Here is a 12,349-nt window from a genome sequence, read left to right on the forward strand (position 1 = left end):
AAACCCATCTTGAAGGACCTCAAGTACGCCTTCACCATATACCTGGCCGTCTTTTTTCATATATTCTTTTAATATAGCAAAAATTAACTCTTGTTTTCTGAGACCAGGTTGAATGTCTATTCCAAGCTCATTAACAAGGTTATAAAGCTCTGTTACATTCTTTTTCTTGAGGTCCGATAAGTTTAGTGCAGGTAGCTCACTTATTTTTGCAGATTCTGATTCTTGGGATGTATTGTTGTTGTTTTCAAGGTCTCCAGCCATACTGATTACTCCATATTTGTTATAAATTTAAATGGATTTGATTAAGAATATGAGTTCCGCCGATGGGATTATTTTTGAGGCCTACCAGAGAAGGCACTTACAAATTAGTCATATTGAATTGGGTTTGTCAATATTTTTTTTCCTAACTACTACAATTTCCTTTTTTTAAAAAATAGCTTTTATCTAAATCCTGCAATTGGCAAGTTTGCCCACGATGCGAGGCGCAAGGAGCGTAGACGTACTTGCTCCCTTTTGCCGTGCAGGATTTAGCTTTTACCCTTTTAAGCCTCTTACTAGACTGGTCAGCAGAAAATTTACTGGGGTATTCACATTTAACTTTTCTCCAAGTGTTACCACCGCTCCATTTATAAAATCTATTTCTGTTGGACGACCAAAAATCAAATCTTGAAGCATTGATGAGGTATTCTTGGCTGTCTTTTTACATACGTCATGGACAAGTGTTAATGCCTCTTCTTGGCTTAGTCCTAGTTCTATCCCTTGTGCTCTAGCAACATCCAGTACTTCTTTCACTATTTCCATCTGAATCTTTACAAGTCCCTTGTCACTTAACAGCTCTCCATTCTTACGACGGGTAAGGGCCGTTAAAGGATTTATGGCACAATTTATCAGGAGTTTTCTCCAGACAATAGGATAGATGTCTGGGACACTTTGTGCCTCAAGCCCTGCTGCTTCAAAGATAGTTTTAAGTTCGTCTGATGCCTCAAGCTCCCTGAGGTCTCCCTTTCTTGCTGGCCCAATTAAACTCAGACCAGTTCCGGCATGAAATACCTTGGCTTCTCCGAGTAGAGTCGCCCCCTGAGCAGTAGAACATAACAATAAGGGATTCTCTTCTATAGAAGACAGTATTTTTTCCCAATGACCTATGCCATTTTGAATGGATACAATCACAGTAGTTTCGTTTATAAATTGTTTGATATCTTCTAACACCTTTGTAAGGGAATATGCCTTTGTGCATAGAATGACAAAATCTGGTACATCTAGTTCCTGAGGATCAGTTGTTACAAATGGTCTTGCCCTCCATACATGACCATTAGCTTCCTCCACCTCTACTCCAACCTCATTCAATGCCAAGGCCCTTTTGGGCTTATGATCGAGAATTGCTACAGAATTCCCATCTCTACACAGATAGGCAGAAATAAGGAGCCCCATGGCTCCCGGCCCTATTACTACAAATTTTGCGTTTTTCTTCATAATATCTTGACACTTTCCGATATGCTTAGTAGATGACTCAAGTTCAATGTATTCCATTTGACAGGACAATCAAGGAGGCAACATGCTTGTCAAAGAATGGATGGCAAAAAATCCATTAGTGGTGGACGAAAACACGTCAATAATGAAGGCAACACAGCTCATGAAAGAGCACAGGATTCGACGTATCCCGGTAGTTAGGGAGGGTCGATTGGTAGGGATTGTCAGTGACAGGGACATTAAGGAGGCGGCCCCATCTAAGGCTACGAGTCTAGATGTGCACGAATTATACTACTTACTCTCAGAGATAAAAGTGAAAGACATCATGACTCCCAACCCCCTTGTCCTTGTGGAGACTGACTCAGTGGAACGGGCGGCCGTTATCATGCTGGAAAACAAGATATCTGGGCTTCCAGTTATAAACGAGGATTGGGAAGTGGTGGGTATCATCACCCAGACAGATATATTAAAGGTAATGATAAGTATATCTGGTATTTATCACAGTCCCATCCAGTTGGCGATAGAGCTGGAAGATAAACCTGGAGCGCTCCACGAACTCCTTGTGGCAATGCGTGAACAGGGTGCTAGAGTTGTCAGTGTCCTTACTTCAAAGGAAAACGTCCCCGAAGGTTTTAGAGAAGTATATATTAGAATTCAAGATATGAATGATGATGACCTCGAAAAAATGAAAGATGTCATCAGTAAAAAATACAAGATTCTATACGTAATAAAAGAAGACCTTTCATCTTTGCCAAAAAAAGAGGTTAAAGTCCCGAAAAAATCTTGATGATTTTATCTCAGGCACTGCACTCTGTGGCAGTGCCTCCCATACTATATTCTTTTTTTGGTTGAGATCCCTTAAAGAGGTTACTATTTCGCCTGTCCTTTTGTTTACAGGTACCACTACTATCCCCTGTGGTACATCAAATTCCATTTGTTCACTGGATTTATCGATTGTCCACTTCATAAAGGAAGTCCATACAGGACATGCAGCTCTTCCACCTGTCTCGAGTCGTCCAAGGCTCTTTCTGTCGTCACGGCCTAACCACACCCCACAAACTACATCTCTGGTAAAACCAATGAATAAGGCATCTCGATAATCATTAGTTGTGCCAGTCTTGCCCCCTACAGGTACACCCAAGGCCCTAGCACGCCTACCTGTTCCATGCTGCACCACACCTTCTAGAAGGTGCAGCATCTCATAAGAGGTGACTTTAGAAAGTGCCTGTTTTTTAACTGGAGTAAAACTCTCCAAAACATTACCACTCCTGTCCTCAATACTCAGTAGAAGTTGTGGTCTAACACTTTTCCCCAGATTGGGGAAAGTGCTATATGCCTGAACCAATTCAGAAAGCTTTACCCCTTGAGAACCCAAGGCAATTGATAAATTCCTCGGTATAGGGCTCAAAATGCCCATTTTTTTTGCGAGCTCTCTAATGGCATCTACACCTACTAACCTAGCCACCTTAACTGCTATGACATTGCGGGAGTGCTCTAGGGCAGTACGTATGGTGATAGGCCCCATGTAAGTTTGATCGAAGTTTTCTGGTTCCCACGGATTTTCTGGGTCCAGCCCTGGAAGGGAAATGGGTTCGTCAACGAGTAGGGTATTTGGTAGTATCAACCCCCTCTCCATGGCAGCAGAATAAACAACAGGTTTGAAGGCAGAACCTGGCTGGATCAATGCCTGCGTAGCGAGATTGAATTTGTTTTTCGAAAAATCAAGTCCACCGACCATGGCAAGAACTTCGCCAGTCTCAGCCCTCATAGCCAAAAGCGCTGCTCTAACGTGTTTTTTGAGAGATTTATCTTCAGGATGCCTTGAGAGTAATTTTTTGATCCCTTTTTGCACCTCTGAGTAGGCACGCTCCTGCAACGAAGCATCAAGTGTTGTCTTTATTATGAACCCTCTGGTGTAAAGTTCCTCTTCCCCATACCTTCTAACGAGATCCTTTCTAAGATCCTGCAGAAAATATTCGATCCCCTTTGGAGTATCCAGTTTAAACTTTTGAAATCTAATAGGTTCGTCTATGGCATCTCTCATTTCCTCTTCTGTAATAAAACCCTCCTCTGCCATACGCCTTAACACATATAATTGGCGTCTTTTGGCCCTATCAAAATGTTTAAGGGGGTTATATTTACTGGGAGCTTGAGTAAGCCCAGCTAGTAGGGCAGCTTCAGATAGGGTTAGGTCCCAGACGTTTTTATTGAAGTAGGTCCTTGAAGCTGCCTCTACTCCATAGGCCCCCTCACCCAAATATATGTGATTAAGATATATTTCGAGAATCTCATCCTTTGTAAGGACGTGGTCGATTTTCCAGGCTAAAATTGCCTCTTTTATCTTTCTGCTCCAACTCCTCTCTGGACTAAGCAATAATGCCCTTGTCACCTGCTGGGTAATAGTACTTGCGCCCTGAATAATCGTTCCAGCCTCGATATTTTTTATAAAGGCCCTTATGATTCCCAGGAAATCTATGCCAGGATGTTCATAAAATCTCGCATCTTCAGCAGCTAAAAATGCATCCTTCAAAAACTCTGGCATAACACTCAACGGTACTACCCATCTCCTCTCTTCATACCAATAGGCAAGTGGAACGCCATTTCTATCAAGAACTTCTGTTACCTGTTTGGGCCTATATGAATTTATGCTGGATATCTCTGGAAGATCTAGGAGCATATATCCGAGATATGCACATCCTATCCCTAAGGTAATGAATACGGCCCAAAACCACAGGGAAAAAATTAAAAACCTTGGACCTAAAATTCGTTGAGATGATGAACGTGACTTTCTACGGGTTTTCTTTCGGAGATAACTCATAGCTTTTCATATTAACTCATGGGTCATATAGTGAAAAGATTGAGACCTAAATTTTGCACGGCAAAGGGGGGCAAAGATGGTTTTTTAAATATTATTACAGCATGTTGGATAAAACAAATCCATACATAATATTCATTTTTTCAATTAGGCATGGGCCGTATTTTTTGCCCCCCTTTGCCGCCCTTCGGAAATGGCGATTTCGCCCGATCTGCCTTGTTGCGAGGGGCTTGAAGTACCTAAGTACGTCTGCACCCCTCGCGCCTAGCATCTCAGGCAAACTCGCCATTTGCAAAATTTAGGTGAAATAAAAATTTATCAGAAAATCTTATAATTTCAACGTTTATTATTAATTATTCAAACTTGACAATCTAAAAGGCATAAGATATTTTCTTGTGCCCTTTTGACCAAATTAGGAATGAAAAATCTTGACTCTGTTCCTAGGATTGTTAAAATTAATTTATGATTCAAAAAGACCTTAAAAACTTTTTTTTAACAATAACTCTAACGGCATTGATTATTGGTGCGGTTTATGGTGGCGTTTTTTACCTTTCCAAGACAGGAGAGATTCGCATAGTTGAAGGCGGTGAAGTTCCTTACACCATAAGGCAGGTTGAGACGATGATGCGTTATCATGGCGCTATTGTGGCAAGGTTTGATGGCAAAAGATGGTGTTTTTTAAAAGACGGAAGATGGATTGCCATAGAAAACGGAAACGCACTAAACTATGCACTCAAGGAACAGCCAAAAGCAAGTCAATCTATGTAGGCAAGATCCACATTGAAACTCCTACTTTTTTTTGCCAAATCCTTTGAATACAGGCCATTTAAGAAGGTCCTCGATCACGTAGAGGATGTATCCACCCAGGGTGCCAAATGGTCCAATACTGTAGTGGTCTTCTTCCAATTTGAGGAAGAAGACCTAGAAAAGGGACCGGAACTCGTTAGAAAACTGGTAAAAAACATCAAATGGATTTCAGGAAAATTCTCCACAAAAACTGTAGTCTTTCACTCATTTAATCATCTTTCATCCAGTAAGGCCCCTTCCTGGTTTGCCCAACCCAAAATTGACCAGGCAAAAAAAAGGCTTGAAAACAGTGGTTATACTGTGGGTGAAACACCCTACGGTTATTTAAATGAATGGTCAATACATGTAAGTGGCGAATCTCTGGCAAAAGTCTTTAAGGAGTTATAGAACATGACAAATGATAAACTTGGTACAAAAGATGTAATATGGGATCTCTCTCATCTGTATAATGGTTCAGACGACAAACGCATAACAGATGACACAGTCGAAGTCATCGAAGAGGCAAAAAGCATTGAGGCCCAATATGCTGGGAAGGTCAAAGACCTATCTCCAGAAGAATTGTTAGAACTTGTAAAAAAAATAGAATACCTTAGCGCAAAGTTTGCCAAGATCTCTTCATTTGCTCAGCTTGATTTTTCAACCGACTGTACCAATCCACAAAAGAGCGCTTTTCTACAAAAGGTCAGGGAAAACGGGGCAGCTCTTCAAAGACACCTAGTTTTTTTGAATTAGAATGGCAAAAGGTCCCAAGTGACGCCGCTAATTCTATCCTAAATAATCCGTGCCTTAAAGACTATAGACACTACCTCACCTTCCTAAGGCGTTTTTCACCACACACACTAACAGAGGCTGAGGAAAAAATCCTGATAGAAACCAGCCCAGTGGGAAGGTCGAGTTGGATTACCCTTTTTGAAAAAGTTATGGCCACTCTTGAGTTTGGAGAGGAAAAAAGGAGTCAGGAACAGGTACTCTCAGACCTCTATTCCCCAGACAGATCGATTCGAATCAAGGCACATAAGGATTTTACCCAGGGCCTTTTAACACAAGAACACGTGCTTACCCATTGTTTTAACACAGTGCTCCAAGATAAGGCCATTGAAGATAGGTTAAGAAAGTACCCCAACTGGTTAAGCTACATGAACCTTACTAACGAGATACAAGACGAAACAGTCGATGTACTCGTAAAGTGTGTGACCGATCACTATTCAATAGTGGAAAAATACTATGATAAAAAAAGACAAATTCTCGGCCTAGATAAACTCTATGACTACGATAGGTACGCCCCCATTGAAGGAATCCCAGATGAGATCATACCATGGGAGGAAGCTAAGGAGATCGTACTCAGTGCATATTATGATTTTTCAGAGACATTTGGCCAAATAGGAGAACGCTTTTTTGAAGAAAGATGGATTCATGCACCAGTGCTTCCAGGTAAAACAAGTGGAGCCTTTTCGCATTCAACTGTTCCTGAGGCTCACCCCTATATTCTCGTGAACTATACTGGAAAGATCCGTGATGTCGAAACTCTCGCCCATGAACTAGGACACGGAATCCATCAATACCTTTCGAGAAAAGTTGGTTATTTCAATTCACATACACCTCTTCCCCTGGCTGAAACGGCTTCAGTCTTTGGAGAGATGCTTGTATTCAAAAAGCTCTTAGAGCGTTTTCAAGATGAAAAAGTCCGTAGAGCCCTCATATGTGAAAAGGTGGAGAGCATTTTCGCGACGGTTTTTAGACAGATTGCTATGAATAGGTTCGAGGATGCCATCCACAATGCTCGTAGGACAAAGGGAGAACTTTCGCCACAGGAATTTGGAAAATTCTGGTACGAGACCCAAAAGGCCATGTTTGGAGATTCAGTAGAGCTCACAGATGAATACAGCCATTGGTGGTCCTATATAAGCCATTTTATCCACGCTCCCGGATACGTCTATTCCTATGCCTTTGGAGAATTATTGGTCTTATCCTTAATAAGCATGTTTGAACAGGGCCAAGATGGCTTTGTTGAAAAATACATAGACCTACTCTCATCAGGTGGGAAAAGTGATCCCTACGAACTCCTTGAACCATTTAACATTGATTTGAATGATACAGCTTTTTGGAATGAAGGCCTCAAAAAGATCGACGAAATGGTAGATAGTGTAAATGTCTAATTTATTGAGGGAGGGTTCCCCCCTCCCCCCTCCACTCCCCTTTTAACACATCGACTAGTATATGTTCCGACGATGCCAAGCAAACGTGGGTATTTCATTAGTTAAATCGCCTGACAATGCAAAGTTATTGAAAGCTTACACCTCTCTCAGTTCAACCAATTTCAAGGCATGGGTCGTACACTTTGTTACACAGGCTGGTTTTAAGCCTGAATCTATCCTATCCATACAATAATCGCATTTAATAGCCTTCCCAGTATCAGGGTTGAACTGGGGAATATGCCATGGACATGCACCCTGACAGGCCATACACCCAAAACACTTTTCCTCATCTACATAGACGATGCCATCTTCCCTCTTTTTCATTGCACCAGTTGGACAGATTGGTACACAGAATGGTTCGTCACAATGATAACAGGTCTGGAACTGAAATTCCGTTTTGGGAACTCCTCTAACATTTTTTAGAGCTTTATGTTTTATCTCGCAAAGTATGGGGCCCACTGGAAGTCCTTTATTGGACTTACAGTGGAGTTCGCAACCATGACAGCCAATGCATCTTTTTGAATTCAGGTATATTGCATATCGATTCATAATTCCACCCTCCTTTTACGATTGCGTGGGCTCTTTCTCACTGTCACGAATTTTTCACAAAGACATAGGCCACCTCCAGCCACATCCATGGCTAAAAGTAGACCTTCCATGAGTTTCTGGTCGCTCATACCTGAATGATAGGCCCTTGACTGAAGTGGAACCTGTCTGCCAAAGCCATGAACTGTATAAACCGCCTCAGGATGTATAAACTCTGTCACATGGACCTTAATAACTCCTTTTTGTGTATCGGATACAACATCAACTAGGTCTCCTTCTTTGATACCCAACTTTTCAGCTGCTCTTCTATTCATCCATAAGGTATTCTCTGGCATGAGTTCATGGAGCATTGGATTATTGATAGTCATACTGTGGGAATGCACTGGAGTGCGTCCAAAGACGAGCCTGAATTTCCCCTGTGGAGGATGAAGTGGAGACTCATAAGGTTTAAAGGATGGAAGCCCGGCCTCTTCGAGCCTCTGGCTTACAAATTCAATTTTTCCAGACGGGGTCTTGAACTTTCCATGAAGGTTGTTCCTATCATACATAATGGGCTTTTCCGTCAATGAAACAAATCCCTTTTCTTCAAAGTCCTCAATTGAAAAACCAGTAGGCTCTAACTGCCACTGCCATAGATCTTCAATGGTCTCATAAGGGAAGTATTGTCCTATCCCAAGTCTATCGGCCAGGAGCTTGAAGATCTCCCATGATGCTCTTGTGTTGAACTTCGGCTCAACTGCCTGCCTCCGAACAATGAACCTTGGTTTGGCCCCCTTTTGTGTGGCAATCATGCTATCTCTTTCAAGATAGGTCGATTCAGGGAGAATCACGTCGCTAAACCAGCCAAATTCGCTGTAGTGGGTATCTATGGATACAAGGAGATCACATTTTTCTAGCGCCTCTTTTTGGGCCTGAGGATCAGGGAAACAGCTGAAAGGATCGTGCCTGTAACAAATTAGCGCCTTGATTGGATACGGATCTTCTGTAATCATCGCATCATAAAAGAGATGAAAGAGTCCTGGCCCCTTATCAAAGTGCTTGTATCGCCAGCCAACTCCATCTGCTCGTCTCTCTTCTGGTTTAGGTACCTGTGCATCAAGGCTTCTGAGGCCCTTTACTCCACAATCCCCTGGACCTTTAGAAAAAATCTGGCCACCAGTAACTTCTATGTTCCCCATTAAGACATTTAAGATATGTAGAGCCCTCGTTGCATAAAAAGAGTCCTTATATCTAGACATCATCCAGCCTGGATGAAAGATCACAGATGGACGCTGTGTGGCAATTTCAGCTACAAACTCCTTGATCTTCCCGGCCTTTACACCGCACTCCTTGGCTGCCCATTCTGCTGTATATGGTTCCACGAACTTTGCTAGTTCATCAAAGCCAACAACATTTTTTTCTATGAACTCCTTATCATATGCCCCCCTACGGATGACTTCGTTAATCATCCCAAGGGCAAGTGCATAATCTGTCCCAGGTCTCACTAAAAAAAATCTTGTGGCCTTTATCCCTGTCAGTGTCTGCCTTACATCCACATAAGTAAGGCTTCCGCCCTTCTCTAGCATATCGACTACCTGTTGGACCTCGGCGACTCGTAGGGAGCTGAGAATATTCCTTCCGAAGAGGACCAGGTGCTTAGAATTTTTTATGTCATATACAAACCCCTTTCTACCCAGGCCGTATACAGAAAGACTTGAATGATGAACATTTCTTCCACAGGCACTATCATGATTTGTGAAATTCGGTGAACCTAAGGCGTGAATAAAGGCCTTGGGAAGGTCCACAAATGGCCCTCCTCTACAACTAAGGACGACAGAGCGTGCTCCATATTGAGAAATAATCTTCTCAAGCTTTTCTCCAACATATTCTATGGCTGTCTCCCAGCTAACAGGATCCCATTTTCCTGCACCTCTGCCCCCTCGTCTAATTAGTGGGGTCTGAGGCCTTTCACAATCTCTATATAGTGAAATTCCAGCAGTTCCCTTGGCGCATAAGGAACGCCCAAGAATATGAGGATTTCCCTCTATCCACTTGATTTCTCCATCATCTACCTCCACCCGTATCGGGCAGCGGACAGAACACATGCCGCACATACTCCATACGGTCTTTGCCATAAAGCCTCCTTTAGATAATAATGTTTTAAATCCGAAATCCTTAACCGGCTAAAACTCTTTTACCTGGTTTGCCCCTTTCCTTTTCGACCCTAGCTGACTTTAGTTTTGTCAACAGGAAAATCCCTGGCAGATAGCCGAGGAAAAAGGTTAAAGCAACACTCAGACCAGGAAGTCCCAGGGGATTTGGTGGGAATTCAACTACAAACCTGACTCCATTGAGTTCTGGAATAGTGTCCAACCAATAGAGGACCAGAAATATGGGGACTAAATACGTACTTCCAAACCATGCGAATTTATTAGACAGAAAAGTATTATAAACTTCATCAATTTCCTCGTCTGTAGCTTTGGTAAGGACCTTTTGGACTTTCCAGTCCTCTATTGCTGAAATTCCCTCTTGGAGCTCTCTTTTCCTTTGAATCTTCTCCTGAAAGACCCTTTCCCGTACATCTACCTTCAAAATCACTCTAATTATCAATGAAATAATTGATGTAAGAATCCCTATCAGGAAAATGGATAATGATATGGGTATGCCCAGGCTGGAGAAGATCCCTATAGAGACCCTATAGAGTCCTTCTCCTACCATTGACATTACAGGGACAATTAAATCCAGCCATAACCAATCTAGCATGGAGATCATAGCCTCAAACATACGTGTACCTCCAGCTAACATTCTCTTATCTCACACAAATCCTGCCAAAACTTCTTATCTCATGAACCACAACAACTGGGTGTACTTCATGAAGACAATGATTAGAGCCAGGGCGAGCAGTCTCTTTAAAAAGATCTCAGGGAGCCTTTTTTGGATCTTTGGTCCAACCATTCCTCCACCGATAGCGCCAGCTGCGATGCACACTGCCATAAGCCAATCTGGCGAATATCCAAGGAGGATATATTTGGTTATTCCACCGACACTGGTTGCAAAGGTGCCTGCAAGGGCGATGGGGACAGCAAGATACATGGGATAACCCATTATCGAAGTCATAAAAGGCATGAACATGAATCCACCGCCAACACCAAATGAGGCTGCTATCATTCCCATAAGGATGCCACCAATGAGCATGGCCAGGGGACGTGCCACAAAGGTCTCTCCCCAAAATCTCATATCGAATTTAATGATGTTGAATTTATCAAATTCTACCTTTCCAAGTTCTGCTGCCTTGCCAGTCTTTTTGGCCTCTTTCACAGCCTGATTGAACTTCTGAACAATGGCCTTAAGGGCCTTCTTCTTTTCAATGGTACTGGGGAGACTTTCATGGAATAGCTTTATTCCGATGAGGAGACAGATAATTCCTAGATAAAACTTGTATGCCTTCATTGGGAGATACTTGGCAGAAAATGTAGGTCCAAGGAAGAAGGCACCAATGAGAATACCAATTGCAAAGAATATGGCTACGGGCCAGGCAAAACGGCGGTCCTTAAAATAGCTTATTAGGCCTGTTATTGGCGAGCATAAAGTAAGAAATAAGTTAGTTGGTTTTACGGTATTTGCTGCATTTATTCCTATTGGCCCCTTAGTGCCCAGAACCGTTATCTGAAATGCAGCAGTAAATAACCCGCCTGCAGCACCCATGATGACAAATAGCACACCTATCAGGAATGCTCCTAGTAAAACCACAAGCGGATTCATGTACGTATTCGCAGTCTTAAAGAAAAAGCCTGCAGGCTTGACTATGTAGGTAGCACTCTTTTCGCCATTGACCCATATGGCCATTTTAGTTCCGGGAGCGATATTCTTATAAGGAGTTATAACTACTGTAAAATCCCCGGTCTCTTTATCTAATTTAATGCTTACACCCTTGTTCCATGCCTCCTTCTGGACTGTGTAATCAGTTAGGACCATCCTGGAATTTCCACCACCTACAGGACGTTCCTTAGTGATGGTGTTGATGCCGAATTTCTTTTCGTGGGTGAACCTCAAAAAATCCCACTGTTCCTTTGAGTTAATAGGCCCCAAAAAACCTTTTACATGAGACGGTATCTCATCCCACTTTTTTATCTTATTGACCCTCACAGTGTACTTAAAAGGTGGAAAGGCAAAGAGGCCTTTCTTTTGGCCTTTTGGTACCCCCTTTGGTGTTGCAAAATAATCAGGTGTATTTGTAATGAGATAGTAAATGGGCGGAATAGCAGTATCATCAAATAATTTTGTGAGCTTTTCCCTTTCCTTGTCACCAGGGGCATCTAGCGGTCTAAAAAGCTTATCTGTACAGAGAACAAGGTAGAGATCCTGTCCGGGATCAATTTTTCCCTTTATGGTAACCTGTTGGCCAGCACCGTATTCTTTTGCATCCAGGTAGGCCGTGGGTGCTGAAAAACAATTGGAAGCAAAAAAGATTATCCCTACAAATAAAGATGCTAAAAATATGCTAACTTTAGAATTGAATTTGTATTCGTTCTTCATG

General features: G+C 42.3%; 12 protein-coding genes and 1 pseudogene. 6 read left to right on the forward strand and 7 right to left on the reverse strand.

Annotation, left to right across the window (positions count from 1 at the left end):
* A partial coding sequence (locus tag DBT_RS11105) for a Rho termination factor N-terminal domain-containing protein (protein ID WP_208600912.1) occupies nucleotides 1–261 on the reverse strand: 261 nt, incomplete at its 3' end.
* Nucleotides 262–534: 273 nt separating this feature from the next.
* Nucleotides 535–1,530 (reverse strand): ketopantoate reductase family protein, encoded by a 996-nt coding sequence (locus DBT_RS11110; protein ID WP_067620632.1) that lies wholly within the window; start codon nucleotides 1,528–1,530, stop codon nucleotides 535–537.
* A gap of 25 nt (nucleotides 1,531–1,555) precedes the next feature.
* Between DBT_RS11110 and DBT_RS11115 the strand changes: the two genes are divergently transcribed.
* Nucleotides 1,556–2,257 carry a CBS and ACT domain-containing protein gene (locus DBT_RS11115; protein WP_067620635.1) on the forward strand — a complete coding sequence of 234 codons (702 nt, stop codon included), beginning with the start codon at nucleotides 1,556–1,558 and terminating at the stop codon, nucleotides 2,255–2,257.
* Here DBT_RS11115 and DBT_RS11120 read toward each other — a convergent pair.
* Nucleotides 2,213–4,288 (reverse strand): penicillin-binding protein 1A, encoded by a 2,076-nt coding sequence (locus tag DBT_RS11120; protein ID WP_067620637.1) that lies wholly within the window; start codon nucleotides 4,286–4,288, stop codon nucleotides 2,213–2,215. The genes DBT_RS11115 and DBT_RS11120 overlap by 45 nt on opposite strands.
* 459 nt (nucleotides 4,289–4,747) lie before the next feature.
* Between DBT_RS11120 and DBT_RS11125 the strand changes: the two genes are divergently transcribed.
* From DBT_RS11125 to DBT_RS11135, 5 genes and pseudogenes are all read left to right on the forward strand, one after another.
* Nucleotides 4,748–5,053, forward strand: coding sequence for a hypothetical protein (locus tag DBT_RS11125; protein ID WP_067620640.1), 306 nt, complete (start codon nucleotides 4,748–4,750; stop codon nucleotides 5,051–5,053).
* A gap of 12 nt (nucleotides 5,054–5,065) precedes the next feature.
* Entirely contained in the window at nucleotides 5,066–5,479 is a 414-nt protein-coding gene (locus tag DBT_RS11130) for a threonyl-tRNA synthetase editing domain-containing protein (protein ID WP_067620643.1), read from the forward strand.
* A gap of 3 nt (nucleotides 5,480–5,482) precedes the next feature.
* Nucleotides 5,483–5,824, forward strand: coding sequence for a hypothetical protein (locus tag DBT_RS12560; RefSeq protein ID WP_244155357.1), 342 nt, complete (start codon nucleotides 5,483–5,485; stop codon nucleotides 5,822–5,824).
* Nucleotides 5,825–5,859: 35 nt separating this feature from the next.
* Nucleotides 5,860–5,970, forward strand: a pseudogene (locus DBT_RS12925) (hypothetical protein); the annotation flags it as partial.
* A gap of 3 nt (nucleotides 5,971–5,973) precedes the next feature.
* On the forward strand, nucleotides 5,974–7,248 hold the full coding sequence (locus DBT_RS11135; protein WP_244155358.1) for a M3 family oligoendopeptidase: 1,275 nt from the start codon (nucleotides 5,974–5,976) through the stop codon (nucleotides 7,246–7,248).
* Between the two features lie 135 nt (nucleotides 7,249–7,383).
* On the opposite strand, the gene DBT_RS11140 is transcribed toward DBT_RS11135, so the two are convergent.
* The 4 genes from DBT_RS11140 to DBT_RS11155 are packed head-to-tail and all read right to left on the reverse strand — an operon-like array spanning nucleotide 7,384 to nucleotide 12,348.
* Entirely contained in the window at nucleotides 7,384–7,836 is a 453-nt protein-coding gene (locus DBT_RS11140) for a 4Fe-4S dicluster domain-containing protein (RefSeq protein ID WP_067620645.1), read from the reverse strand.
* A complete protein-coding gene (locus tag DBT_RS11145) occupies nucleotides 7,833–9,947 on the reverse strand; it encodes a molybdopterin-containing oxidoreductase family protein (RefSeq protein WP_067620648.1) in 2,115 nt (704 codons plus the stop codon). The genes DBT_RS11140 and DBT_RS11145 overlap by 4 nt, the downstream gene beginning before the upstream one ends.
* Before the next feature lie 40 nt (nucleotides 9,948–9,987).
* Nucleotides 9,988–10,596, reverse strand: a complete 609-nt coding sequence (locus DBT_RS11150) for a hypothetical protein (protein ID WP_067620651.1) — start codon at nucleotides 10,594–10,596, stop codon at nucleotides 9,988–9,990.
* A 54-nt stretch (nucleotides 10,597–10,650) separates the two neighbouring features.
* Nucleotides 10,651–12,348, reverse strand: coding sequence for a sulfite exporter TauE/SafE family protein (locus tag DBT_RS11155; RefSeq protein WP_067620655.1), 1,698 nt, complete (start codon nucleotides 12,346–12,348; stop codon nucleotides 10,651–10,653).
* Nucleotide 12,349 lies beyond the last annotated feature (1 nt).

It is taken from the genome of Dissulfuribacter thermophilus (genome assembly GCF_001687335.1).
Classification (GTDB): domain Bacteria; phylum Desulfobacterota; class Dissulfuribacteria; order Dissulfuribacterales; family Dissulfuribacteraceae; genus Dissulfuribacter; species Dissulfuribacter thermophilus.